Consider the following 23,875-nt stretch of genomic DNA (forward strand, 5'->3'; position numbering starts at 1 on the left):
TCGCAGCTCCTTGCCAGCAGCTTCCATCAGACTCAAGACAACCTCCAGCCTCAAGACAGCAACCAGCGCCGCAGACGGGCGATATCGCCGGGATATTCGCGGCGCAGCGTCTCAATCCAGTCTTCCACGTTTTCCCACCAGGCGGGGTGATCCGGGCTCTGGATCAGCTGGGCCGTCTGCTGCAGTCGACGCAGGCCAATGGAGCCTGCCGCCCCTTTTATCTTGTGTGCCTCTTCCACCACCCCCGCTTGATCCCGGGCGATCATATTGGAGTCGAGCACTGCCATGTAGTCCGGCATCATCTTCTCGAACAGATCAACGCTGGAGAGCAGCACCTGCTTTCCCACGGTATCGGCGTAATCGGTGAGGAAGGGGATATCCAGCAGGGCATCCTGATTACCCGCATCAGCCTGCTCGTCCGCTTCATCCTCGGCCAGATCGGCAAACAGGTGACCAATCACCTCCCGCACCGCTTTGGAGCCAAGCGGCTTGTTAATGACATCCTGCATGCCGTGATCCCGGTAGTACTGGCGATCGCCGGTGGAGTTGGCGGTGAGCGCCACCATGGGTGGCAGGCTGTCGCCATAACGCTCCAGCAGGGTTTTCGCCACATCGAAGCCGGTCATGTCCGGCAGCTGGATATCGAGCAAAATGAGGTCGAAATCATCCGGGTTGGCCATCGCCAACGCCTGGGTGCCGTCCCGTGCCACCTGCACCTGATGACCCAGCTTGCCCAGCAGGGCGCAGGCCACCGTCACGTTAAGCTCCACATCCTCCACCAGCAGGATATCGAGGGAGGGCATCTCCTCCTCCTGCTCTGGCAACACAGGCTCGGCGCAAGCTACCTCCAGCTCGGCGGTAAAGCAGGAACCTTCGCCCGGATCGCTGTCCACATAGAGCTGGCCGCCCATCGCCTGCACCAGCTGACGGGAGACCGCGAGGCCAATGCCGGTGCCGGTGGCGTGCTTCTTGCCCTGCACCTGATAGTACATGGCGAAGATCTTCTCCTGCTGGGCGCGCGGGATGCCGATGCCGGTATCCTCCACCTCGAAGTGCAGGGCCAGCTTGCCCGGCTCATCGGCGGAATGGGAGAGACAACGCACGGTGACTCCCCCCTCATCGGTAAACTTGACCGCGTTGCCCACCAGATTCCACAGCACCTGACGCAGGCGGGTACCGTCAGCCATCACAAATTGCGGCATGTCGCCATCGCGATCGAAATGGAGATAGAGCCCCTTCTGCTCCGCCTGAATGCGCGACAGGGTCTCCAGCTCGTCGAGGAAGGCGGGCAGGTCGATACGGGTCGGCGCAATTTCGAGGCGACGGCGATCCAGTTTGTCCAAATCGATGATATCGTTGAAAATATTGCCAAGGGTCACCGCACTCAGGTGAATGGTCTTGAGCTGCTGATGCTGCTTGGGATCGAGGGGGGTGTCCATCAGCATCCGGCTTAAGCCCACGATGCCGTTGAGCGGAGTACGCAGCTCGTGACTGATGGTCGAGATGAAGGTGGTCTTGTCGCGGCTCGCCTTCTCCAGCTTGTCCTGGTACTGCTTGCGCTCGGTGATGTCACGGCCAAAACCGAGCAGCCCGAGTCGCTTGCCGAAGCGGTCGAAGAAGGGCACCTTGCGCAACTCGAAGTAAGCCTTGCGGCCATCGGGATACTCCAGCCACTGCTCGTAGGTGAGCGGCTCGTTGCTGGCAAAGACCTGCTTGTCGGTCTCCACCACCTTGTTGGCAATCTCCTGCTTGTAGACATCGAACGGGGTCAGACCGATCAGCTCGGCCTCCACCTTGCCAGTCAGCTCCTCCATGGCGCGGTTGCAACCGGAAAACTGCTCATCCTCGTTGCGGTAGTAGACCAGATCGGGGGAGCAGTCGATAAAGGAGCGCAGCAGGGCAGTACGCTCCCCCAGATGAAGCTGGGCTTTCTCTCGCTGGAACACCTCGTTCTCGAGATCCTCGATAGCCTGCAGACGCAGGCTCTCGGCTCGGTTGGTCTCGGCAATCTGGGCGTTGAGGCGACTGATGTTCTCCTGCAGCTGGGTATTGAGCTCCAGATCCCGCTCGCGCATATCTTGCAGCTTGCGCACCATCCGGCTCAGTCGTTGACGGGAATCCTCCAGCTGATCCACCACGATGGAGAGAAAATAGACCGCCCAGGGGGTCACCAGCAGGCCAAAGAAGACCGAGCGAACGAAGTCGATCACATCGATATTGCCGCGCAGGAACAGGGTCACCCCCATCTGGATGGCGACCGCCAGCACGATAATGCCCGCCGCCAGGAACATGCTGAAGCGCACCAGTCCCAGCTTGGTCATCAGATCGACATAATATTGCGCCCAGGATTTAATCTGTTTCATCTTATTGTTTTCCCCCGATATTCGCGGTACAGAATACCAGCACAACCGAGTGAACTCTTCTTAATCTCGCACAATTAATTAACGATTCGCCGAATGAAATGAGTGGGTTAGGATAATTGGCAATATTGAGTCAGTTGCCATTAAGGTTTTTTCTTTATACTCACCGGCCGAAAAAATTCACCACCATTTAATTTAGGAGTTATCCGATGCGCAACACCACCTTGCTGGGCCTGGGCCTGCTGGTCGCAAATAGTGCTTATGCTGATTTGGGTGAAATTCCCAAGGAGTCTGGCTGGTCCGGTTTCCTGCTTGGCGGGGTCAGTGTCATCAATTACGAATCGAATTTTTATAGTGGTGATGATGAAAACCGCCGCCTGAGCGGACTGGGCAGTGCCGAGAGCAGCTCTGCCGTTGCCCCGCTGCTCAACGCCGATATCCGCTACACCTTTGCCGATACCCGCACCCAGGTCTTCCTCGGTAACCTGATCCAGGATGCCATCCGTTTCGACTTCACCCAGCAGCTCGGTATCCGTCAGGAGATGAGCGACAAGGGCATCGTAGCTGGCTCCGTGGTCTTTAATGCCATGCCGACCGAGCAGTGGAGCGATCCCTTCGCTGTAGGCGTTGATCGCCAGTCGACCGATATCAAGTCAAAAGGGGTTCGCTTCGCCTGGGACAGCATCTGGGGTAGCAACTTCAATGGCAGCCTGACCACCCGCAATATCGAGGTGGATGAGGAGCGCAGCGGCCAGCAATACGATAAGGATAACCAGACAAACTATGCAACCAAGCTGGATCGAAACGGCAAGATCCACGCCCTCGACCTCTCCTACAAATGGCAGCTGGCACCCGGTCAGATGCTGGAGCCAGCCTTTATCTACCGCCAAGCCGATCTGGATGGCAGCGCCCAGAGCTACAAGAGCAACGGCCTCCAGTTGACCTACGGCATGCGCGCTTCCCAGTGGTCTTTCGTCAGCAACGCCTATCTGGGCCAGACAAAATATGATGAGGCCAACCCGATCTTTGGCCAAAACGCCGACTCCGACGAGTTTGCCCTGACCGGCACCTTCTTCTGGCACCGCTTGTTTGGTATCGCGCCGCTCTCGGCAACCTTTACCGCTGGCTACGCCAAGTCCGATTCCGACATCAACTTCTACGATTCTGAATCCGTGATGTTGAACACCGGCCTGCTCTACAACTTCTAACAACGGTTGTTCGCACCGATACAACAAGGCCACCCGAAGGTGGCCTTGTTGCTATCCGGCATTTGCCTCAAATACCCAGAGAGTCGAGCAGATCGTCGTGATCGTTGGCGACCGGGACCGCAGCCTGAGCCGGCTTGGCGGCATCCTGCTTGGCCTGGGCGATCAGCGCATCGGGATCCAGCTCTTCATGCTCCATCCCCTCATTGTGGATGCGGATGAACTCGGTTTTGTCCATCGCCAGCTCCAGATAGAAGATGTTGTTGCGGGCGGTGAAGAAGGTGACGCGGCGGGACTCCGGGCTGTCGAGATTGGTATCGACGCTCAGCATCACCTGCTTGTTGAGGGCCAGCATCTTCGGCTGGTTCTGGGTGATGTGGGTCTGCAGATCCCGGCCCACCTTGACGGTAAAGCTGCCGACGATCTGGTTCATCAGCTCGCCCATCACGTTGCTCACCTCGTCAGAGGTGTGGGAGATGGCGAGATCCTCCTTGGAGAGCCCCATGCTCAGCATATAGCTCTCGTACAGCTCCATGGCGGCGGCAGCGGAGAAGTTGATCACCACCAGACCGGAAAAACCGCCATCGAACAGCACGAAGCAGCCGATATCCGGCTTGAGGCAGGTCTTGCTGATCCGCTGCACCATGCCGGAAAACCGCACCTGACTCATGGTCGCGGCACTCAAAACGTCCGTCACCGAGTTGCACAGGCTGAGCAGCACATCCTCTGTGGTCAATACGGCATCGTCATCGGATCTTGTCACTATCATGGGACCTTCCTGAACATCGAAAATGGGCTTATCTATACCATAACTCTAACAGATGGCGCGGCCTGGAGACTGAAATAGCGACACGCCTCTCAGTTGACTCCGTTATCAGCAGCCACAGGGATGAAACCACTCAGCTTGGCGAGCCGGGCACGCCATATATCGGCCTGCAGGGCCAAAACTTGTGGCTCATAAGGCACGACCGGATGAGCGCCCCATATGGGGCCGGGCCAGGCGCGATCCGTCGCAAAGCGGGCGACATGGTGAAGATGGAGTTGCGGCACCAGATTGCCGAGCGCTCCGATGTTGATCTTGTCCGGGCTGAGGGCCTGTTCCATCAGGTTGGCGACAGCGCAGGACTCCTGAATCAGCTGTTGCTGCTGCTCCGGCGCCAGATGGTGAATTTCCCGCAGGTTGGCTACTCGCGGTACCAGGATCAGCCAGGGATACTGGCTGTCTTTGGACAGCAAGACACGGCAGAGGGGCAGATCCCCGAGCCACCGGGTATCTGCCTGCAGGCGTGAATGCAATTCAAACATGAAAACCTCGTTGAGTACGATGAACAGAGCGCCTGAAAAAGGAGTGTCCACGTTACTGCAACGGGCGACAAACTTAAAGCTGCGGCACGGCCCAACCGATAAAGCGCTTGCGCAGGGCCGGGTCTGCCTTGAGGAACAGCTGCTGCAACTGCCCTTCCAGCTCGCTGGCAACCACAACGGGTTTCGCCCCGCTGGCGATCGTGGCAGTTGGCTGTGCGGATATTGCTCCCGCCGTCAGCGCTGCCTTGCCGCCTCTGCGGTTGTATTCAGCCAGTTTGCCGTTCCAATCCACCCCGAGCAGCATGCCGCTGGTCACCAGCGCATCCTGCTGGATGGCAAGCGCGCGGCCATTCTCCTGCAACGTCACCACAGGAGCCTTGGCATACGCCTGCATCCCCCGCTCGTCTCCCGGTACGCTGGCCGTCAGCTGCAAATGCTGATTGCTGCCCTGATAGCGCACCACCTGCGGCTCGGAGCGTACCTGCCGATCATTCTCGCTGCTGCTGCGGCTGGGGATCACCCCCTCGAAACGCACCAGCAGTTGCTGTTCGCCATCCGCCAGGGTGGCATGCTGCTCATCCTGCAAGGTGCCGTTGCTCACCGCGAGGATGCGGAAATTCTCCGGCACCTTCACTTCCACCATGGCCTGTACACTGCCGGCCCCCAACACTGCACAGAGCAGCACAAACCCGGTCAACCCTCTATTGCTCTTCATTCCCGCTGATCTTCCTGATGCCGATTATGGGCGCAGGGTAGCAGCCGAAGATGACAGAAAAATAACGCCGCTCAGAACAGGTAGTGGGGCCGCTCGGCAAACCACTGGGCCAGCACCTGCTTGAACAGCCGGATCTTGCGCGGCACCCGCCGCTGCTGGGCATGCAGTACATGGAGCTGATGCAGCCCGCTCTGCCACTCGTCGAGCACGGTCACCAGCTCTCCCGCCGTCAGCAGCGATTCCACCAGCATCAGCGGGCACTTGGCATAGCCCATACCGGCGCGCGCCAGTTGCAACACTGTGCTGTAGTGGTTGGCTCGCACCTTGCCCTGCACCAGAATGTGGGCCTCCTCCCCCTCACGGATAAAGTGCCACTGCTCCCAGGCCGGATTGTGCCCCTGCAACAGGCAGCTGCGCCCGCTCAGCTCATAGGGAGTGGCAGGATACCCCTCTCGCGCCACCAGCGCGGGGCTGGCCACCACCACATCCTTGAGCCGCCCCAGCGGCAGGGCCACCAGATTGTCCGGCACCTCGCTCATGGCGCGCAGGGCGATGTCGTTTTCTCCCTGACTCATGTCGACCATCTGGTTGGTGAAATTGAGTTCCACCTCCACTCCCGGGCAGAGCGCGGCAAAGCTGGTCAGCAGTTCGCTCACCATGCGATCGCCGGTGCTGACCGGGCAGGTAAAGCGCAGTCGTCCGCAATCCTCTTCGGTCAGAGCCTGAATATCCTGCTCCGCCTGCCGAGCCAGCGCGAAGATCTCCCCCGCCTGCTGATAGAGGGTCTTGCCCGCCTCGGTCAGACTGAGGCGGCGGGTGGTGCGCTGCAACAGTTGTGCATTGAGGGAGGTCTCCAGCGCGCTGACATGGCGGCTCAGCATCCCCTTGCTGACCCCCAGCGTATCGGCAGCAGCCGAGAAACTGCCGCGCAGCACCACTTCGTAAAAGCTGGCCAGATGGGCGATATCCATCATTAGCTCCAATATGGAAACAATGGGTTTATTTTACGCGCTTTTTCGCATTTTCTGTTGCGCTAGAATCAACACATCCCAACCAGGAGTGATGCAGATGAAAATTGTGATTGTGGGTGCCTCCGGCACCGTCGGCTCCGCGGTCAGTGAACTGCTTGCCAAAGATCATCAGGTGATCCGGGTCGGCCACAGCCGTGGTGATGCCACGGTCGATATGCGCGATCCCGCCTCCATCAAGGCGCTGTTTGCCCAAGTAGGCCAGTTTGATGCATTGGTGGTGGCCAGCGGCAGCGTGGCCTTCAACGGCCTGACCGAGATGACCGACGAGCAGTGGCAGGTGGGACTGGAGAGCAAGCTGATGGGCCAGATCAACCTGACCCGTGCCGCTATCCCCCACCTGAGCGACAAAGGTTCCATCACCCTGATCAGCGGCATCCTGAGCGAAGAGCCGATCAACTGGGGCGTGAGCGCCAGCACAGTCAACGGCGCCATCGATCACTTTGTGAAAGCGGCCGCCTGCGAGCTGCCCAGAGGCCTTCGCATCAACGTGGTGAGCCCCACCGTGCTGGCGGAGTCGATGGACAAATACGCTGACTTCTTCCCGGGGTTCGTGCCGGTGCCTGCCGCCAAGGTAGCGCAGGCCTACAAGAAGTCGGTGTTGGGCATCCAGACCGGTCAGGTGTTCAGAGTGAACGGCTGAGCGCAGCTCGCTTGCCGCCAGACCAGCAATAAAAACGGGCCCCGCAATGGGGCCCGTCTGTTTATCGGCCTATCTACGTCGCCAACAGCAAACGTTTGTTTCTGGTCGACAAAAAAGAGAGCAACCCTTAGTCGATCAGACCGTACTGATCGCGCAGCACCTCGATGATCTCCTGCTTGGGATTGGCAGAACGCGCCAGCTTGTGGCCGATGATCTTCTCGGCGATCCCGACGTAGGTGTTGGAGATATCCATCATCACTTCGGTCGGCAGCTTGTTGTCGCGGGCCAGGGCGAAACGTTCCGGCATGCGGTTCTTGTTGAGCAGGATGTCCGGATCCGGGAAGTGGTTGAGCAGCCACTGACGGAAACCCTCTTTCGACTTCTCGACGATCTGACCGTCGCGCAGGGCCGCGCCATCCCAGATACGGGAGCTGTCGGGGGTGCCCACTTCATCCATGTAGATCAGCTTCTCGTTGCCCGCCGCATCGTGGACGTAACCAAACTCGAACTTGGTATCGACGAAGATCTGATCCAGCCCGGCCAGCGCGTCGCTGATGACGTTGAAGCCCTCTTTGAGCAGCACTTCGTAGCGGTCGATGTCGGCCGGTTTGCTGAAGTTAAAGCCCTTATAATGGCGCTCGATATCGGCACGGGAGACGTTGACGTCATCGGCTTCCGGCACGCCATCCAGCCCTTTCAGCACGCCCTTGGTGGACGGAGTGATGAGAATTTCCGGCAGTTTCTGATCCTTGTTCAGCCCTTCCGGCAGGGTGATGCCGCAGAACTCGCGCTCGCCATCCTTGTAGGCACGCCACATGGAGCCGGTGATGTATTGGCGGGCAATCGCCTCGATCATCACCGGACGGGCTTTTTGCACAATCCAGACGAAGGGGTGCGGAATATCCAGAATGTGGCTGTCGGCCAGTCCCTTCTCCTTGAACAGCTTGAACCAGTGGCTGGAGATGGCGTTGAGCGCCGCCCCTTTGCCCGGCACGCCGTTCAGGCCATCCACACCTTGCCAGATGCAATCGAAGGCCGAGATGCGATCGCTGATCACCATGAGGGCGAGGGGCGCATCGGCCGGCACATCATAGCCTTTCTCTTTTATGAGCCGGGCACTGTCTTCGGGGGTCAACCAGTAGACGCTGCGCACTTTGCCGGAATGGACAGGTTTATCGGTACGGATCGGCAAATCGTCATTCACCGCCAATACTTGATCTGCAAGACTCATGGCTAATAACACTTCCTGTTTGTGGGGGGTAAACATCGCGAGTTCCTCACCTGCGTGCTCTGTTTGCAACGGGCTGGCAAGGGGGCTCGCATCATCGAAAACCGCTCGGAATCCCCGCGTTTTCAGGGGGATTTTGATAACAAAACAGGGGCACAAGGCCCCTGTATTTATTCTGCTTTTGCTGCTGCCTGATCGGCCAGCCCCTTGGCGAACGCCTCGGACAGGCTGATATACATCTGGGAGATAATCCCGGACGATACCGGCTTCTTGTCCTTGTCGAACAGGGTGATGGAGGTCTTGCCTCCCGCCATTTCGCCAAGCTGGAAGCGGTATTTCTCCTCCTCCAGTTTGAACGGCTCGCTCCCTTTCGCCTTCCAGAACTCGGCACCCGGCTCTTCGTACTCGACGTCGATCCAGCCCAGTGACTGCTGGGTATCCTTGATGGTGAAACCGTAAGCAGGCAGTACCTGGTTGAGACGACGCCACACCTGATCAAAGGAACCTTCGGCAATCCAGGCGCTCAGCTCGTTGTTGTCCAGACCCAGTTGCAGACCCATGCCATCGTTGGACTTGTGCTGCTCGCGGGCTTTCAGCTGGCTGTCGTAATAGAGCGAGAACTGGTTCAGCACTCGCGCGGCATAGCGCTGGGCATCGGCAGAGGTCAGCTTGTTGCTGGTCTCGCCATCGATGGTCTCTTCGTGATCCAGCACCCGGACCGACATGTTGACGGCGTGGCGCTGGGCGTCGTTGCGCACGGTGAACTGGTAACGCTGACGGATTTTGAAGTCCTCGTCATCTTCACCCCAACCATCGAGGGCGACTGTGTTGTCAAACCAGCCGGTCTGCAATACACCATCCTGCTGATCCAGCTTCTCGGTGGTGACCTTGTATTTGGCCAGGAAGTTCATCAGGAACGACCAGGTATCGCGCTCCACGCTCTGGCTGGTGCTCAGGGCATAGAAGGCAACGGTCGGTTCGGTTGCGGTCTGCACCACCTGACTGCCCGGTACCACGGTCAGCAGTTGAGCGGGCGGGCGCACATCGACCTGGGCGCCGAGGGCACCTTCACGGCTGCTCTCGGGAAGCGGCGGGATATCGTACTGGCTGTTGAAGGTGGGGGCACTCAATCCTGCGGGGATCAAGAACGCGCGGCCCTCGAGGCGGGCATCTTCATAACCGAAGTCGCGGTTGGCCATTTTGCGATCCTGGGGGGTGCTGCAACCGGCCAATACGGCCACAGTCGCAACGCTCAGCACCAGACGGGCTCTATTTCCCTTTCCATTAGATTTAAACACTCGCCATCAACTCCGCTGTGGTCAGTGCTCGCGCCATCAGCTGTTCGCCCTCGGGGGTGAGGTCAACCAGCGGCAGGCGCAAGGTGGCTGTTGCAATCAACCCCAGTTGGGCACAGGCCCATTTCACCGGGGTGGGACTCGGTTCGCAGAACAGAGTCTTGTGCAACGGCATCAAGAGATTGTTGATGTCATGCGCCTGCCCGGCATCACCGGCCAGCGCAGCACGACACATGTCGGCCATCTGGGCCGCTGCAATATTGGTGGTGACCGAAATCACGCCATCGCCACCTTGCAGCATAAAATCACAACCAGTGGCATCGTCGCCACTGTAGAGAGCAAACTCCGGCCCGCACAGCTCGCGCAGCAGCGGGGTGCGGCTCAAATCGCCGGTTGCCTCTTTCAAACCGATAATGCCGGGAACCTTGGCCAGACGGGCCACGGTCTCCGGTTTGAGATCGCAACAGGTGCGACCGGGCACATTATAAAGAATTTGGGGCAGACCACTAGCCTCGGCGATCGCACAATAGTGGCGATAGAGACCTTCCTGAGTGGGCTTGTTGTAGTAAGGTGTCACCGAGAGACCCGCCACCACGCCGGTTTTGGCCAGGCGCTTTGCCAATTCAATGGCGTGGGCGGTATTGTTGGAGCCGCAACCGGCGATGACGGGAATGCGTCCGGCGGCATACTCAACGGTCTTTTCAACGACGGCGATATGCTCCTGCTCGCTCAGGGTCACCGATTCCCCCGTGGTACCCACCGCAACAATGGCGCTGGTCCCGGCGCTGACATGATAGTCGACCAGTTTGGCCAGACTGGCCCAATCGACTTCACCTGAAGCCAGCATGGGGGTAACGAGCGCAACAATACTACCGCGTAACATGGACTTTTCTCCCGATTTTCAGGGGCGTAATGGTAAAGCTGACCCCTTTGAAAAACAAGGGAGAGAGGGGGCAAGCCGTGATACCATCCGGAACAAAAAGCAATGGACGAAAGTCGGCAACGTCCCTCAGGGAGTGGTCATCAGGGCCGGAGGGTTGGTTTGCCAGCGCGGCTTTCGCAACGAAATAACGGACGAGAGAAGATTTATGACTCACTACCTGGTCGTAACGGCCATCGGCACGGACAGGCCTGGCATCGTCAATGAAGTGACCCGCCACGTCAGTGGCTGTGGTTGCAACATTGTGGACAGCCGCCTTGGCATCTTCGGCAATGAATTTACCTTTATCATGCTGCTCTCGGGCGACTGGAACAGCATGATGCAACTCGAAATCAGCCTGCCCCTGCGTAGCCAGGAGTGGGATCTCATCACCATGATGAAACGCACCGAACGCCACCAGTCCCTGCAGTATGACGTCCGCGCCAGTGCCGACCTGTTGATCCGCGACGAGCCCGGCATCGTAAGCCAGTGCACCCAGTTCTTCAGCGAACATGGCTGGAACATTCAGGCGATGCAATCCATGACTCTGGAGCAGCAGCCGTTCAACCTGCTGAAGATCAGTTTTCAGCTCAATCTGGCCAGAGAGGGTGAAGTGGAAGGTTCGCAAACCGCCTTCGCCGAATTCTGTCGTCAACTGGGTGCCGAATCGTTCGAGTTTATCGTCAATCGCAAACACGCCTGAGGGCGTTTTACCCGAGGAGACCCCATGCAACCACTACACGCTGGCAGCCCCGCCCCCGATTTCTCCCTGCCCGACCAGAATGGCAATCAGGTCAGCCTCGCTGGCCTGCGCGGCAAGAAGGTGCTGGTCTATTTCTACCCCAAGGCGATGACCCCCGGCTGCACCACCCAGGCCTGCAGCCTGCGCGATGTGAACGCCGAGCTGGCCGCCCTCAATGTGGTGGTACTTGGCATCAGCCCGGATCCGGCCAAACGGCTGAAAAAGTTCGAAGAGCGGGACCAGCTCAACTTCACCCTGCTGGCCGATGAAGACCACGCCGTCGCCGATGCCTTTGGCGTCTGGGGCCCGAAGAAGTTCATGGGCAAGGAGTATGACGGCATTCACCGTCAGAGCTTCCTGATCGATGAAGAGGGCAAGATTGCCCACCACTTCGACAAGTTCAAAACCAGCGATCACCATCAGGTGGTACTGGATTTCCTCAAGGGGTAACCCTCCCCCGCGTCATTGAAAGGCCTGCCATGCAGGCCTTTTTCGTCTGCTCAGCCGCCCCTTGCCAGCGGATTTTTCTCACCAACTCCCCCGCCCAGATCAAAAAATTCATTTTATATATGGGTTAACGTGGCCCCAGATTCATCTTCCAGCGAGATATCCCATGAACATGAGCAACACTGAGCGTTTGATCCTGAGCAACCAGTACGAAATTCTGGCGAAACTCAACCCGGAGAAAGCGGACGTCTACCAGCGCGCCAGCACCATCATCGAGCGCGGCTACTGCCTGCAGATCCTTGAGCTGGAGAAGAGCTTCGGCCATCTGGATCTGGCGACCTGCCAGGAGGTGATCGACACCCTTGAGCTGCACCACGCACTGGCCATCTCATGGGGTAATCTGGATGCCGCCGATCAGGGCGAGATCAATGCCAGTCGGCTGGAGTTCAACGGCTACAGCCGCAGCCAGGAGCGTGAGCTGGCCGACTACGTCTGTTTCCTGCTGGAGGTGGACAAGCGCTTTCCCGAGCTCAAGTGCCCGTGCGACGAGCTCTCCAGCGACATCGCCATGCGCGACAAATACCAGCGGATGCTGACTGTATGGCGTCAGTGCCCTCGTCAGTACAAGCTCTCCATCCAGGAGATCCGCAAGGTACTGGCAGCGTGATCCGCACACCGACCGCAACAAAAAAGGCGCCACTGGCGCCTTTTTGCATCTGAAACGGATTATTCGTAGAGAAAGGATTTATCGAGCTGCTGGAAGGCGGCCTTGAGGGTATCGGCCAGCTCTTCATAGCGCGGCTGAGACACCAGCTGACGACGGCCACCCTGCTCGTTCATCTTGCCGTTGATCTCCCGATACCAGCTCGCCAGCGACGGGGGTAAACGGGTGTCGGCACGCTGGCCGAGCCAGTAGTAACCCTGCAGCGGCAAACTGAGCAGAAACAGCACGGAGGTAATAACGGAGGGCCAGTAGTGCAGCTCGCCAAACTGGAACTGCAGCATCACGCTCAGCACCGCCAGCGCGGGGATCACCTTCAGAGCAAACTCGGTTGCCTTGATCACCCGATTTTCAGGAAACATCGAATTGAGCTCGGGACGGCGCGGCCAAAGCGTCATATAATGGCGGCCTTGCTGTAACTTAGTTCCAAAAATGTTCATGCTCATACTACCTCCGAGCGCTTTTTGAACGTACTAACGGCAAAACCTCGACAAAATTTGATGCAAAGTAACAAAGGTTGAGGATGACTTTGTTATTTTTCAACAATCGGGTTATCCTTTGTACGCCCATTTTTGCGTCAAAAGCTTCTTGCTATTGACCTGTCAGGGACGTCTGGATTTCGGGTCTTGTATCACTATACAAGGGGCAAGCAACAGATTGCCAACCCTCATAAGGATAAGTTGAAAGTTTTTGGCCGCACCGCGTCCAACGCATCCGCCTACACAACCCAATCTGCGATAGGATTTATTCATGAGTAAGCTGGTTCTTGTTCTTAACTGTGGCAGCTCTTCCCTGAAGTTTGCCGTCATTGACGCAACCACCGGTGATGACCTGCTGTCCGGCCTGGCCGAGTGCTTCAACCTCGACGATGCCCGCATCAAGTGGAAACTGAATGGCGAGAAAGGCAGTGCCGATCTGGGCGCGGGTGCCGCTCACCAGGAAGCGCTGGACTTCATCGTCAACAAGATCCTGCCGCTCAATCCGGAACTGTCCAAGAACCTGATCGCCATCGGTCACCGTGTTGTTCACGGCGGCGAGCGCTTCACCTCTTCCGTTGTCATCTGCGAAGACGTGATTGCCGGCATCGAAGCCGCTGTTCCGTACGCACCGCTGCACAACCCGGCTCACCTGATCGGTATCCGTGAAGCTCGCCGCGTATTCCCGGCGCTGGCTGACAAGAACGTGGCCGTATTCGATACCGCGTTCCACCAGACCATGCCGGAAGAAGCCTTCCTGTACGCTCTGCCGTACAAGCTCTACAAAGAGAACGGCATCCGTCGCTACGGCGCTCACGGCACCAGCCACTACTACATCAGCCTGGAAGCTGCCAAGCAGCTGAACAAGCCGGTTGAAGAGCTGAACATCATCAACTGCCACTTGGGCAACGGCGGTTCCGTCTGCGCTATCAAGAACGGCAAGTCTGTTGATACCTCCATGGGTCTGACCCCGCTGGAAGGCCTGGTGATGGGTACCCGCTCCGGCGATCTGGACCCGGCCATCATCTTCTTCCTGCACGACAAGCTGGGCATGAGCGTTGCTGATATCAACACCATGCTGACCAAAGAGTCCGGCCTGCAGGGTCTGACCGAAGTGACCTCCGACTGCCGTTTCGTTGAAGACAACTACGACAGCAAAGAAGAAGCCAAGCGTGCTATGGACGTTTACTGCTATCGCCTGGCCAAGTACATCGGCGCCTACGCTGCCGCCATGGACGGTCGTCTGGACGCCGTTGTTTTCACCGGTGGTATCGGTGAAAACTCTGCCCCGATCCGTGAAATCACCCTGAACAAGCTGGGTCTGCTGGGCTTTGACGTTGATCACGACGCCAACCTGAAGGCTCGTTTCGGCAAGGGTGGCGAGATCACCAAGGCTGGTTCTACCAAGGCTCTGGTTATCCCGACCAACGAAGAGTGGGTTATCGCCCACGACGCGCTGGAACTGGTCGGCGCTTAATTGACGCAGTAACTCGAGGCCGCCCACCAGGGCGGCCTTTTCCTGATCCCAAAAAATGAACAAGGGGTATAAAGTGGCACGCACTATTATGCTTATCCCGGTCGGCACTGGTGTCGGCGTAACTTCCGTGAGTCTGGGCGTTGTTCGCGCCATGGAGCGTCACGGTGTCAATGTCAGCTTCTTCAAACCGGTTGCCCAGCCGCGTCCGGGTGAAACCGGCGCAGAGCGCTCAACCGCCGTTATCCGCGCAGCTGCCAACATCAATCCGCCCGAGCCCTTCACCCTCTCCTACGCCGAGAACATGATCAGCTCCAGCAACACCGATATCCTGCTGGAAGAGATCGTTGCCCGCTTCGAAGAGCACGTGAAATCCAGTGGTGCCGAAGTGCTGGTTGTCGAAGGTATGGTGCCGACCGACAAGCAGCCCTTTGCCAACAAGCTGAACTACGACGTTGCCAAGGCGCTGGACGCTGACATGGTATTCGTAACCCACCCGGGCCATGACTCCAGCCAGAAGCTGAAAGAGCGCATCGAACTGGCCTGCTCCAACTTCGGTGGTGTCAACAACCCCCGCATCGTTGGTTGCGTGATCAACAAGGTGGGCGCGCCGGTTGACGAGCATGGCGTAACCCGCCCTGACCTGACCGAGATGTTCGAGGCCCATCACCACGCTTCTGACGCGGCTCACAACCTGGAAGTGCTGCAAGTGTTTGGCAAGAGCCCGCTGCGCATCCTGGGTTGCATCCCCTGGAACACCCAGCTGATCGCCCCGCGCGCCAAGGATCTCGCCAAGCATCTGGCCGCCAAGATCCTGCACAAAGGCGAGCTGGACAGCCGCCGCCTGCAGACCGTGACCTTCTGTGCCCGCTCCATCCACAACATGGTTGAGCACTTCCGTCCGGGCAGCCTGCTGGTCACCTCCGGCGACCGCTCTGACGTCATCGTCTCCGCCTGCCTCTCTGCCATGAACGGCGTCAAGCTGGGCGCCCTGCTACTGACCGGTAACTATCATCCGGAGCCGCAGGTCATGGCGCTGTGCCAACAGGCCATGGCCACCGGCCTGCCGATCATGATGACCGGTACCAACACCTGGCAGACCGCCGTCAGCCTGCAGAACTTCAACGTCGATATTCCGGAAGATGACCGCGAGCGTATCGAGCTGGTACAGGACTACGTCGCTGGCCACATCGACAAGCACTGGATCGAGTCACTGACTGTCAGCTCTACCCGTTCCCGTCGTCTGAGCCCGCCGGCATTCCGTTATCAGCTGACCGAGCTGGCCCGTCAGGCCAACAAGCGTGTCGTGCTGCCGGAAGGCGACGAGCCGCGCACCATCAAGGCTGCCGCCATCTGTGCCGAGCGTGGCATTGCCCGTCCGGTGCTGCTGGGTAACCCGGAAGAGATCCGTCGTGTTGCCGAGCAGCAGGGTGTGGTACTGACCGATCGCGTCGAGATCATCGATCCGGCCGTTGTGCGCGAGCGCTATGTGCCGCGTCTGGTCGAGCTGCGCAAGAACAAGGGCATGACCGAAGTGGTTGCCCGCGAGCAGCTGGAAGACAACGTGGTACTGGGTACCATGATGCTGGAGCGCAATGAAGTTGACGGCCTGGTATCCGGCGCGGTGCACACCACTGCCAACACCATCCGTCCGCCGATGCAGATCATCAAGACAGCTCCGGGCTCTTCCCTGATCTCCTCCATCTTCTTCATGCTGCTGCCTGACCAGGTGCTTGTCTACGGTGACTGCGCGATCAACCCGGATCCGACTGCCGAGCAGCTGGCCGAGATCGCCATCCAGTCCGCCGACTCTGCTGCCGCGTTCGGCATCGAGCCGCGCGTAGCCATGATCTCCTACTCCACCGGTACCTCTGGCGCCGGTGCCGATGTAGAGAAAGTGCGTGAAGCGACCGAGCTGGCCAAGGCCAAGCGCCCCGACCTCATCATCGACGGCCCCCTGCAGTACGATGCGGCCATCATGGAGAACGTGGCCAAGTCCAAGGCACCGAACTCACCGGTTGCCGGTAAAGCCACCGTGTTCGTGTTCCCGGATCTGAACACAGGTAACACCACTTACAAAGCGGTGCAGCGTTCCGCTGACCTGGTCTCCATCGGCCCGATGCTGCAAGGCATGCGCAAGCCGGTCAACGACCTCTCCCGTGGTGCCCTGGTTGACGACATCGTCTACACCATCGCCCTGACCGGTATCCAGGCTGCCCAGGCTGACGAACAAGCTTAATCAGCTCTAGCCTGAAAAAACCGATCACAAAGGCTGCTCACCCCAGGTGAGCAGCCTTTTTTCTTAGTTCTCTTTTGAAGACCAGTGAAACATGCCATCAGCGCAGTGTTGCACAGAATAATGCCATGTGATGTGCCAGAAATGTCTCGAGCGTAGCGCCGCGGGAAAGCGTGCCCGCCACCTTAAAGATGTATCTAAAATAGATTCAAGATCATAAGGTTGGATATATGAAGGCATTCATAGCGAAGCGCTTATAGCAAATATTTCGCCATCGGCATGAGGATTTGACCTGTTAGAAATAACAGTGAAAAAGACCCGTTCGATACGCTATTCATCAATGTGCCACTCGGCAATATCCACATCATGGAGGAATGGAAATGCTGATGAAGAAGCTCTCTGCTGTCATGCTGCTGGCCTGCTTGCCCCTGTTCAGCCAACCTGTGCTGGCCGCAGATAAGGCAACGCCCAAGCAAACAACCACGACCGCGGTTGCCAAGGAGTCCGGCAAGCTGAATATCAATACCGCCACCCTTGCCGAACTCACCAGCCTGAAAGGGATTGGTGACAAGAAGGCACAAGCCATCGTCGACTATCGGGAAAAACAGGGAAAGTTCACCTCGGTCGATCAGCTGGCGGATGTCAATGGCATTGGCCCGGCCACGCTGGAAGCCAACCGTGACATGATAATAGTCAAATAAAGTCGAATGGATCAGTTGCAAATGGGGCAGCCTGTGGCTGCCCCATTTTTCTTGGGGTATGATTGCCGCACTTTAATCCCGCTGGATAGTTTTCCATGAAAAAGACTCCTCTTGTTGTTCGTAAGGCCGTGCTCCCGGTAGCCGGTCTGGGTACCCGTATGCTGCCAGCCACCAAGGCCATCCCGAAAGAGATGTTGCCGGTGGTCGACAAACCGCTGATCCAGTACGTAGTGCGCGAAGCTATCGCCGCCGGGATCAAAGAGATCGTGCTGGTCACCCACTCGAGCAAGAACTCCATCGAAAACCACTTCGACAAGAGTTTCGAACTGGAAGCTACCCTCGAGAAGCGGGTCAAGCGTCAACTGCTGGAAGAGGTGCAACAGATCTGCCCGAAAGACGTCACTATCATGCACGTCCGTCAGGGTGAGGCCAAAGGTCTGGGCCACGCTGTGTTGTGCGCCCGCCCGCTGATCGGTGACAACCCGTTTGCCGTGCTGCTGCCGGATGTGCTGATCGACGACGTTGCCAGCAACCCCAAGCAGGACAACCTGGCCGAGATGGTGCACATGTTCGAAGAGAACCAGATCAGCCAGATCATGGTGGAAGCGGTGCCCGAGAGCGAAGTGGACAAGTATGGCATCGCCGACATCAAGGGCGAGGCCCTGAGCGAGGGGATGTCCCTGCCGATGCAGGCCATTGTCGAGAAGCCGCCCCGTGACGAAGCCCCCTCCAATCTGGCGGTGGTGGGTCGTTACGTCCTCTCCTCCAATATCTGGCCGCTGCTGGAGAAGACCCCGGCCGGTGCCGGTGACGAGATCCAGCTGACTGACGCCATCGCCATGCTGATGGAACAGGAGCAGGTCAACGCCTACTTCATGAAGGGCAAGAGCCACGATTGCGGCAGCAAGCTGGGCTACATGAAAGCCAATGTGGAATATGGTGTGCGCCATCACGAGCTGAATGGTGAATTCATCGGCTGGCTGAAGCAGTTCGTCAAGCAGTTGTAATCGCTGATAAATCTGTTTTTTATAGACGTATTTAAGGGGCATCAAATGATGCTCCTTTTTCATTTTTGCAACAAAAAATCAATCAAGAGTAAATAAACTCTCAGCAAATCATAATGTTGTAATTTATTCACACATGCTCTATAAGGATTGAGGCGTGTTTCTCGCCCTTGCATAAAAAACTCAAAAAAATATAAGACACAGGTGGAAGTTCCAATGAATAACCCGTCAAAAGGGACCTTTTTAGGTCACCCTAAAGGGCTTTTTTTGCTCTTTAGTACCGAACTGTGGGAGAGATTCTCCTATTACGGCATGCGTGCCGTGCTGGTGCTCTATTTGACCGACCTGACTGCCAACGGCGGTCTGGGCTGGAGTCAGGCAGATGCCCTCAAGCTCTACGGTATCTATACCGGTCTGGTTTATATCACTCCGCTGATCGGCGGCTGGCTGGCTGACACCTTCCTGGGTCAACGTCGCGCCATCCTGATCGGTGCCGTGCTGATGGCCGCAGGTCAGTTCACTCTGGCACTGCCCCACGCCATGTTCCCGGATATGGTCAACACCATGTTCTACGCGGGCCTCGCGCTGCTGATCGTGGGTAACGGCCTGTTCAAACCGAACATCTCCACCATGGTGGGTGACCTCTATGAAGAGGGCGATCACCGCCGTGATGGTGCTTTCACCATCTTCTACATGGGTATCAACCTGGGTTCCCTGCTGGCAGGCGTGATCTGTGGTGCTGCCGCTACGGCCTACGGCTGGCAAGCAGCCTTCGTCGGCGCCGGTATCGGTATGCTGCTCTCTCTGGTGATCCAGGCCACCATGGCCCAGCGTTTCCTGGGTGACATCGGTCGTGTCACTGCTGCCCAGCGCGCAGCAGCCCTGCGTACTACCGAGCAGAAAGCACCGCTGACCAAGCAGGAAGTGGATCGCATCAAGGTTATTCTGGTACTGGGTCTGTTCACCATCATCTTCTGGGCCGGCTTCGAGCAGGCCGGTGGTCTGATGAACCTCTACACCCAGGAGTATACCGACCGCATGATCGGCAGCTTCGAAGTGCCGACTGCCTGGTTCCAGTCCCTGAACCCCTTCTTCATTATCACTCTGGCACCGGTCGTGGCGGCCATCTGGATCAAGCTCGGCAAGAAAGAGCCGAACTCTCCGGTGAAATTCGCCATGGGTCTGCTGTTCCTGGCTATCGGCTTCCTGTTCATGGTCGGTGCCGTGCTGCAGCAGGGTGGTGACAACACCGTCAAGACCTCCATGTTCTGGCTGGTAGGTGCTTACCTGTTCCACACCTTGGGCGAGCTCTGCCTCTCCCCGATTGGCCTCTCCATGGTGACCAAACTGGCTCCGCTGCGTCTGGCTTCCCTGATGATGGGCGCCTGGTTTGGCTTCGTTGCCCTGGCCAACTACGCTGCGGGCTTTATCGGCTCCTTCGTGGGTGAAGCCGGTCCGATCGCCATCTTCGGTGGCATCGCCCTGGCGGCGGTACTGAGCGCCCTGATCCTGCTGACCATGGCCAACCGCCTGGTTTACTGGATGCACGGTGCCGAAGGCCCGGCCAAAGAGCCGCAAGCGCAAGAGAAGAAACTGCAATCCGCCACCGTCTAAACGGTCAGGATTGTAAGCAACAAACAGGGCGCCCATCGGCGCCCTGTTTGTTTTGGCCTGTTTATCAGGCGGCATCAGTGATGACGAACCTGCACATCCAGCGAGCCGCCGCTGTCGCTGCGAAACTGCAGGGCGAACGGTTCATGCCAGCTGCGTTTGTGCAGGGCGTAGTGGCTGCTGCGCATCAGACCAAGGGGTAGGCCGCCGGAGCGCATCAGCCAGTGGGGAGAGGTGAGCCCTGCGTTGGCAAACACCAGCCCATCATGCTGATCAAACAGCAGCGCCGCCATGGCAAAAGAGTGGCGAAGCCCGGACGCCATCAACTGATGGTTGAGGTAGTCGAGCAACCGGTGCGGCTGGCTCAGCAACCGGCTCTCGTTCTGCTGAAACTGGCGATAGGGGACGTTCATCAAGGAGCGCACCAGTGCCCCACAAAATGCCGCATCCGTCCCCATGATCGGCAGCTCCATCACCAGCACCAGCAGCTTGTCTTCCACCTTGAAGGTATCGGGAATAAACAACTGCCCCAGCCCCTTGAACGTGACCTGCCAGGGGCCCCACTCCTGCAAGCTCGGCGGCTTGAGCCCCGCCAGCAGGCGGCTGGCCGCCTTGTCATGGGCACTGAAATAGTCGATGTGATCCATCAGCTCCAGCTGCTGCGCCCGGTTGACGCTGCCGTTGAGACACTGTTCGATACTGCGCTCGACCAGCGCGTAATCCTCGAGGGGTTTGAGCAGATAGTCCCGCGCACCGGCACGCAAGGCGCTGGCGACCGCCTCCATGGTGCTCTGGGCCGAAATGACGATAACCGGAATATGGGGATAGCGCGCAGAGAGACAGGCGATCACCTCGTGGCCATCCATATTGGGCATATTGAGATCGCAGAGCACCACATCGGGATGGTAGAGAGCAGCGGCCGACAGACCCTCGATTCCGTCTTCGGCCTGAAACACCGTTGCCCCGTCCCGTGCGAGGTAACTCACTAACGAGTGGCGAAAAACGACCTCGTCCTCCACCACCAGGATCCGTAGCCCGGCTTTTGACATCTTGATAAAGCTCTTATTAGTCAATTGGTTATTTAGGTATTAAGACTAGCTCAAAAGTGCGGTCAGCGCGGAAACCCTGCGTCAAAAGTAGACCTCGATCATACGATGGCATCAAGAGAACCCCATCCGTCCGCGCAGCTCTATTCACTCGGGAGGCCCCACGACTACGACCTCCATCCGAATTGTGCAAGTGGGCGCCATAAGGGATAATGCCCCCCACTCCAGCTCGTGAAGAAGACCATGACCCCAGCCGAATACAGCGCCCTTGCCCACCCAAGATTGTCCCATCCGGCTCGCAGTCTCTATACCCTGCAGCTGCGCCGACTGGTGCTGGAAAATCAGGCGGCAAGGCTCAACTATCCCGAGCTGGGTCGGGCGCTGGCAGTGGTCGATCCGGGTGATCCCAGCGGCTTCTCGTTTCAGGTCAATGCCCGCCAGCTCACCGAGCTGTTCGATGAACTGATGGAGGCGGGCCTGCTGCAGGTCGAGGCCCAGCCCGAGAGTGAGCACTACCATCAGTGCCTGTTCCAATTGCCACTGCTGACCCAGAAATTGCGCAGCCCGCTGCCGGAGCGCCCCTTCCAGATGCACCTGCAGTGGCGACCGGACGAAGAGCTGCCTGCCCTCGCCCGCCTGTGCGGGGTGATCGATGCCAGCTATAGCGAAGAGGATCTGGGGGAGTTTATCGCCTACTGGCTGGGGCGACCCGAGGTGTTCGACTCCCAGCATCAATGGATGCTCAAGTTTATTCGCGCCCTCAAGACCCGCCGCTACACCCGTCGCAAGCCGATGGAGGTGCAGGGCTACCAGCAGGTGACCCCTACCCCGGCAGAGTCGGGCCCCAGCAAACGGGCACAGCAGATGATCGAAGAGGCCAAGCGACTGGCCCAACAGCAGACGCAAGAACCCGCAGCGCAGCAGGAGCCGGATAATGATTGATAGCGGCCCCCGCCTGCAGGCAGAATCAACCCCTTGTCTACCCATCCCTGATCGAGCAGAAGGAGCATTCCATGACTGACCCGCAAGATCCCCTGCGCCAGGAGCTGGAAGAGATCGAAGCCAAGCGCCAGAAGATCGCCAAGGCCAAGCAGGATCACCGTATTCACGACCCGGAATTGAGTCGCCATGTGGGTGGCCTGCTGGAGCGCATTCGTCGCCTGCAACAAGAGACCGGTGGCGGCCAGTATGACTACGAGACCCTGCGCAAGGAGTATGATGCCAAGGCCAACGCCGAGGTGCGCGAGCTGCAGAAGGCAGCCCGCCAGGAGCGGATCCAGAAGCTGATCGCCCAGGCCGACCTCAACCCCGACTGGGTATTTGACAAGATGGATGCCGGTGACCCGGCGCTGCAATACCCCATCGAAACAGCCCGTTACTTTATCAGCGGCTTCGAGCACTGGGAGAAGAGCGGTGGCGGCTGCATGCTGATCTACGGCGACTACGGCACCGGCAAGTCGACCCTGGCGGGAGCGGTAGCGCATGAGCTGATCGCCCGTCACCAGAAATCGGTGATCTTCCAGCAGTGGGCCTCCATCGTCGATCGGCTGTTTTTCAACGTGATCCCCGATCAGGACGAGCGCAACCAGTACCGCCGCGCGCTGGAAGAGGTGGATCTGCTGATCATCGATGAGGTATCGGCCAACCGCGCCAAGATGGCGGAGAGCCAGTCCAGCTTCCTCGGCCACCTGCTGCGCCGCCGTCGCAACCTGTCAAAGAGCGTCATCATCATCACCAACCACACGCCCCAGAGCCTGCATCAGGCGATCGGTGATTTCAGCTATGAAGCGATCAAGGCATTCAATCCGGTGGATATCCACCTGAGCGGTCCCAGCCGTCGCCCCAGCATCGGCAACTACAACGGCTGATGCCTCTCAAAGAGTGCGAGTCGCTGGCGGCTCGCACTCTCTCCTCCCTGCCAGCTCACAAATAGAAACAACTCTCATTTACAGCAGACGAACAAGCCACTAGGCTAGCCCCTTTTGCCAAGGGAGCTCATCTATGCCAACCACACTGATTTTCGGAGCCAGCCGCGGGCTGGGCCGCGCCTTTACTCATCACGCCCTGAGCCAGGGTCACCGGGTCGTTGCGCTGGTGCGCAGCCCCGAGATGGCCATGGAACTGAGTGCGCTGGGAGTCGAGGTGATCGAGGGGGATGCGCTGGATCCGGCTGCGGTGCAGCAGGCATGCGTCCGGGCAGGGCAAGATGCACAGGTCGTCTCTACCCTCGGCAGCTTCCGTCAGGCCGCGCCGGTGGACTATCAGGGCAACCGCCATGTGATCGATGCCATGGAGCAGGCCGGCCTGAAACGGCTGCTGCTGGTCACCTCCCTCGGCTGTGGCGACAGCTGGCAGTATCTGCCGGAGCGGGCACGCGCCGCCTTCGGTCACGAGGTGCGCCTCAAGAGTCTGGCGGAGAGCTGGCTGCAGACCAGCGCCCTCGCATGGACCATTCTGCGCCCGGCGGGCCTTCAGGATGGCGACGCCACCGGCCGTGCCGAGCTGAGTCAGGGCAAGGAGGTACACGGACTGGTGCGCCGCGCCGATGTGGCCGCCCAAGGGCTGCGTCTGCTGGCGGATGAGACGGCGGTGGAGCAGATCTACGCCATCGGGGATCCCACGCTCAAGCGTGGCTAAAGCAGCAGTAAAACCGCTTAACCCCACCACATAACAAAACGGTCAGCCCAAGGGCTGACCGTTTTCACTTTACCGCACACGC

23 protein-coding genes are annotated in these 23,875 nt (G+C 58.6%); 13 read left to right on the forward strand and 10 right to left on the reverse strand.

The genetic code is table 11. The features are described 5' to 3' along the window. Nucleotides 1–50: 50 nt before the first annotated feature. Nucleotides 51–2,363: an aerobic respiration two-component sensor histidine kinase ArcB gene (arcB, locus tag OKB77_RS20020; protein ID WP_265776335.1), complete on the reverse strand. Its 2,313-nt coding sequence runs from the start codon at nucleotides 2,361–2,363 to the stop codon at nucleotides 51–53. A 206-nt stretch (nucleotides 2,364–2,569) separates the two neighbouring features. Here arcB and OKB77_RS20025 point away from each other — a divergent pair, with 206 nt between their 5' ends. Next, on the forward strand, nucleotides 2,570–3,568 hold the full coding sequence (locus OKB77_RS20025) for a DUF2860 family protein (RefSeq protein ID WP_139462017.1): 999 nt from the start codon (nucleotides 2,570–2,572) through the stop codon (nucleotides 3,566–3,568). A gap of 67 nt (nucleotides 3,569–3,635) precedes the next feature. Here OKB77_RS20025 and OKB77_RS20030 read toward each other — a convergent pair whose 3' ends face one another. The 4 genes from OKB77_RS20030 to OKB77_RS20045 form a co-directional block, all read right to left on the reverse strand. Then, nucleotides 3,636–4,334: a DUF3334 family protein gene (locus OKB77_RS20030; RefSeq protein WP_265776334.1), complete on the reverse strand. Its 699-nt coding sequence runs from the start codon at nucleotides 4,332–4,334 to the stop codon at nucleotides 3,636–3,638. Nucleotides 4,335–4,423: 89 nt separating this feature from the next. Next, a complete protein-coding gene (locus OKB77_RS20035) occupies nucleotides 4,424–4,870 on the reverse strand; it encodes an HIT domain-containing protein (RefSeq protein WP_216959273.1) in 447 nt (148 codons plus the stop codon). A 73-nt stretch (nucleotides 4,871–4,943) separates the two neighbouring features. Beyond that, nucleotides 4,944–5,585, reverse strand: coding sequence for a DUF2057 domain-containing protein (locus OKB77_RS20040; protein WP_270818268.1), 642 nt, complete (start codon nucleotides 5,583–5,585; stop codon nucleotides 4,944–4,946). Nucleotides 5,586–5,656: 71 nt separating this feature from the next. Continuing rightward, nucleotides 5,657–6,556, reverse strand: a complete 900-nt coding sequence (locus OKB77_RS20045) for a LysR family transcriptional regulator (protein ID WP_265776354.1) — start codon at nucleotides 6,554–6,556, stop codon at nucleotides 5,657–5,659. Between the two features lie 97 nt (nucleotides 6,557–6,653). On the opposite strand from OKB77_RS20045, the gene OKB77_RS20050 reads away from it, so the two are divergent. After that, nucleotides 6,654–7,256: a short chain dehydrogenase gene (locus tag OKB77_RS20050; protein ID WP_265776333.1), complete on the forward strand. Its 603-nt coding sequence runs from the start codon at nucleotides 6,654–6,656 to the stop codon at nucleotides 7,254–7,256. A gap of 127 nt (nucleotides 7,257–7,383) precedes the next feature. Here OKB77_RS20050 and OKB77_RS20055 read toward each other — a convergent pair whose 3' ends face one another. The 3 genes from OKB77_RS20055 to dapA all read right to left on the reverse strand — a co-directional run bounded on the left by OKB77_RS20055 (nucleotide 7,384) and on the right by dapA (nucleotide 10,662). Continuing rightward, complete coding sequence (locus tag OKB77_RS20055; RefSeq protein ID WP_041202349.1) at nucleotides 7,384–8,487, reverse strand: phosphoribosylaminoimidazolesuccinocarboxamide synthase; 1,104 nt, start codon at nucleotides 8,485–8,487, stop codon at nucleotides 7,384–7,386. Between the two features lie 167 nt (nucleotides 8,488–8,654). Beyond that, nucleotides 8,655–9,782, reverse strand: a complete 1,128-nt coding sequence (gene bamC, locus OKB77_RS20060; protein WP_265776332.1) for an outer membrane protein assembly factor BamC — start codon at nucleotides 9,780–9,782, stop codon at nucleotides 8,655–8,657. Further along, entirely contained in the window at nucleotides 9,775–10,662 is an 888-nt protein-coding gene (dapA, locus tag OKB77_RS20065; protein ID WP_005349232.1) for a 4-hydroxy-tetrahydrodipicolinate synthase, read from the reverse strand. Before dapA ends, bamC begins: the two co-directional genes overlap by 8 nt. A 205-nt stretch (nucleotides 10,663–10,867) precedes the next feature. Between dapA and OKB77_RS20070 the strand changes: the two genes are divergently transcribed. The 3 genes from OKB77_RS20070 to OKB77_RS20080 all read left to right on the forward strand — a co-directional run bounded on the left by OKB77_RS20070 (nucleotide 10,868) and on the right by OKB77_RS20080 (nucleotide 12,554). Beyond that, nucleotides 10,868–11,401, forward strand: coding sequence for a glycine cleavage system protein R (locus tag OKB77_RS20070; RefSeq protein ID WP_005349229.1), 534 nt, complete (start codon nucleotides 10,868–10,870; stop codon nucleotides 11,399–11,401). Between the two features lie 24 nt (nucleotides 11,402–11,425). Next, a complete protein-coding gene (bcp, locus tag OKB77_RS20075) occupies nucleotides 11,426–11,890 on the forward strand; it encodes a thioredoxin-dependent thiol peroxidase (RefSeq protein WP_149153567.1) in 465 nt (154 codons plus the stop codon). A gap of 163 nt (nucleotides 11,891–12,053) precedes the next feature. After that, nucleotides 12,054–12,554 carry a YfbU family protein gene (locus tag OKB77_RS20080; RefSeq protein WP_019446223.1) on the forward strand — a complete coding sequence of 167 codons (501 nt, stop codon included), beginning with the start codon at nucleotides 12,054–12,056 and terminating at the stop codon, nucleotides 12,552–12,554. Nucleotides 12,555–12,613: 59 nt separating this feature from the next. On the opposite strand, the gene yfbV is transcribed toward OKB77_RS20080, so the two are convergent. Beyond that, nucleotides 12,614–13,054 (reverse strand): terminus macrodomain insulation protein YfbV, encoded by a 441-nt coding sequence (gene yfbV, locus OKB77_RS20085; protein ID WP_005339116.1) that lies wholly within the window; start codon nucleotides 13,052–13,054, stop codon nucleotides 12,614–12,616. 304 nt (nucleotides 13,055–13,358) lie between these two features. On the opposite strand from yfbV, the gene OKB77_RS20090 reads away from it, so the two are divergent. From OKB77_RS20090 to OKB77_RS20110, 5 genes are all read left to right on the forward strand, one after another. Continuing rightward, entirely contained in the window at nucleotides 13,359–14,561 is a 1,203-nt protein-coding gene (locus OKB77_RS20090; RefSeq protein WP_005349210.1) for an acetate kinase, read from the forward strand. A 55-nt stretch (nucleotides 14,562–14,616) separates the two neighbouring features. Beyond that, the gene (gene pta, locus OKB77_RS20095; RefSeq protein WP_005339119.1) at nucleotides 14,617–16,797 is read left to right on the forward strand and encodes a phosphate acetyltransferase; all 2,181 of its coding nucleotides are present in this window, start codon (nucleotides 14,617–14,619) and stop codon (nucleotides 16,795–16,797) included. Between the two features lie 377 nt (nucleotides 16,798–17,174). Next, nucleotides 17,175–17,495: a ComEA family DNA-binding protein gene (locus OKB77_RS20100; protein WP_047436205.1), complete on the forward strand. Its 321-nt coding sequence runs from the start codon at nucleotides 17,175–17,177 to the stop codon at nucleotides 17,493–17,495. Nucleotides 17,496–17,590: 95 nt separating this feature from the next. Then, on the forward strand, nucleotides 17,591–18,502 hold the full coding sequence (gene galU / locus OKB77_RS20105; RefSeq protein ID WP_265776330.1) for a UTP--glucose-1-phosphate uridylyltransferase GalU: 912 nt from the start codon (nucleotides 17,591–17,593) through the stop codon (nucleotides 18,500–18,502). 213 nt (nucleotides 18,503–18,715) lie between these two features. Beyond that, nucleotides 18,716–20,113, forward strand: a complete 1,398-nt coding sequence (locus OKB77_RS20110) for a peptide MFS transporter (RefSeq protein WP_021231963.1) — start codon at nucleotides 18,716–18,718, stop codon at nucleotides 20,111–20,113. Between the two features lie 74 nt (nucleotides 20,114–20,187). Here OKB77_RS20110 and OKB77_RS20115 read toward each other — a convergent pair whose 3' ends face one another. Then, nucleotides 20,188–21,159 (reverse strand): response regulator, encoded by a 972-nt coding sequence (locus OKB77_RS20115; RefSeq protein WP_069526605.1) that lies wholly within the window; start codon nucleotides 21,157–21,159, stop codon nucleotides 20,188–20,190. Nucleotides 21,160–21,399: 240 nt separating this feature from the next. Between OKB77_RS20115 and OKB77_RS20120 the strand changes: the two genes are divergently transcribed. From OKB77_RS20120 to OKB77_RS20130, 3 genes are all read left to right on the forward strand, one after another. Further along, the gene (locus OKB77_RS20120) at nucleotides 21,400–22,098 is read left to right on the forward strand and encodes a DnaT-like ssDNA-binding domain-containing protein (protein WP_150390289.1); all 699 of its coding nucleotides are present in this window, start codon (nucleotides 21,400–21,402) and stop codon (nucleotides 22,096–22,098) included. 71 nt (nucleotides 22,099–22,169) lie between these two features. Beyond that, entirely contained in the window at nucleotides 22,170–23,024 is an 855-nt protein-coding gene (locus OKB77_RS20125) for a DnaA ATPase domain-containing protein (RefSeq protein WP_005349200.1), read from the forward strand. 133 nt (nucleotides 23,025–23,157) lie between these two features. After that, complete coding sequence (locus OKB77_RS20130) at nucleotides 23,158–23,793, forward strand: NAD(P)-dependent oxidoreductase (RefSeq protein ID WP_150390288.1); 636 nt, start codon at nucleotides 23,158–23,160, stop codon at nucleotides 23,791–23,793. Nucleotides 23,794–23,875 lie beyond the last annotated feature (82 nt).

This window comes from Aeromonas sp. Y318-3 (genome assembly GCF_027706185.1).
Lineage (GTDB): Bacteria > Pseudomonadota > Gammaproteobacteria > Enterobacterales > Aeromonadaceae > Aeromonas > Aeromonas veronii.

What these genes read in the sequence shown, in the direction of transcription:
- arcB (WP_265776335.1), bottom strand. Translation starts at nt 2,363, where the DNA reads ATGAAACAGATTAAATCCTGGGCGCAATATTATGTCGATCTGATGACC.
- OKB77_RS20025 (WP_139462017.1), top strand. Translation starts at nt 2,570, where the DNA reads ATGCGCAACACCACCTTGCTGGGCCTGGGCCTGCTGGTCGCAAATAGT.
- OKB77_RS20030 (WP_265776334.1), bottom strand. Translation starts at nt 4,334, where the DNA reads ATGATAGTGACAAGATCCGATGACGATGCCGTATTGACCACAGAGGAT.
- OKB77_RS20035 (WP_216959273.1), bottom strand. Translation starts at nt 4,870, where the DNA reads ATGTTTGAATTGCATTCACGCCTGCAGGCAGATACCCGGTGGCTCGGG.
- OKB77_RS20040 (WP_270818268.1), bottom strand. Translation starts at nt 5,585, where the DNA reads ATGAAGAGCAATAGAGGGTTGACCGGGTTTGTGCTGCTCTGTGCAGTG.
- OKB77_RS20045 (WP_265776354.1), bottom strand. Translation starts at nt 6,556, where the DNA reads ATGGATATCGCCCATCTGGCCAGCTTTTACGAAGTGGTGCTGCGCGGC.
- OKB77_RS20050 (WP_265776333.1), top strand. Translation starts at nt 6,654, where the DNA reads ATGAAAATTGTGATTGTGGGTGCCTCCGGCACCGTCGGCTCCGCGGTC.
- OKB77_RS20055 (WP_041202349.1), bottom strand. Translation starts at nt 8,487, where the DNA reads ATGAGTCTTGCAGATCAAGTATTGGCGGTGAATGACGATTTGCCGATC.
- dapA (WP_005349232.1), bottom strand. Translation starts at nt 10,662, where the DNA reads ATGTTACGCGGTAGTATTGTTGCGCTCGTTACCCCCATGCTGGCTTCA.
- OKB77_RS20070 (WP_005349229.1), top strand. Translation starts at nt 10,868, where the DNA reads ATGACTCACTACCTGGTCGTAACGGCCATCGGCACGGACAGGCCTGGC.
- bcp (WP_149153567.1), top strand. Translation starts at nt 11,426, where the DNA reads ATGCAACCACTACACGCTGGCAGCCCCGCCCCCGATTTCTCCCTGCCC.
- OKB77_RS20080 (WP_019446223.1), top strand. Translation starts at nt 12,054, where the DNA reads ATGAACATGAGCAACACTGAGCGTTTGATCCTGAGCAACCAGTACGAA.
- yfbV (WP_005339116.1), bottom strand. Translation starts at nt 13,054, where the DNA reads ATGAGCATGAACATTTTTGGAACTAAGTTACAGCAAGGCCGCCATTAT.
- OKB77_RS20090 (WP_005349210.1), top strand. Translation starts at nt 13,359, where the DNA reads ATGAGTAAGCTGGTTCTTGTTCTTAACTGTGGCAGCTCTTCCCTGAAG.
- pta (WP_005339119.1), top strand. Translation starts at nt 14,617, where the DNA reads ATGAACAAGGGGTATAAAGTGGCACGCACTATTATGCTTATCCCGGTC.
- OKB77_RS20100 (WP_047436205.1), top strand. Translation starts at nt 17,175, where the DNA reads ATGCTGATGAAGAAGCTCTCTGCTGTCATGCTGCTGGCCTGCTTGCCC.
- galU (WP_265776330.1), top strand. Translation starts at nt 17,591, where the DNA reads ATGAAAAAGACTCCTCTTGTTGTTCGTAAGGCCGTGCTCCCGGTAGCC.
- OKB77_RS20110 (WP_021231963.1), top strand. Translation starts at nt 18,716, where the DNA reads ATGAATAACCCGTCAAAAGGGACCTTTTTAGGTCACCCTAAAGGGCTT.
- OKB77_RS20115 (WP_069526605.1), bottom strand. Translation starts at nt 21,159, where the DNA reads ATGTCAAAAGCCGGGCTACGGATCCTGGTGGTGGAGGACGAGGTCGTT.
- OKB77_RS20120 (WP_150390289.1), top strand. Translation starts at nt 21,400, where the DNA reads ATGACCCCAGCCGAATACAGCGCCCTTGCCCACCCAAGATTGTCCCAT.
- OKB77_RS20125 (WP_005349200.1), top strand. Translation starts at nt 22,170, where the DNA reads ATGACTGACCCGCAAGATCCCCTGCGCCAGGAGCTGGAAGAGATCGAA.
- OKB77_RS20130 (WP_150390288.1), top strand. Translation starts at nt 23,158, where the DNA reads ATGCCAACCACACTGATTTTCGGAGCCAGCCGCGGGCTGGGCCGCGCC.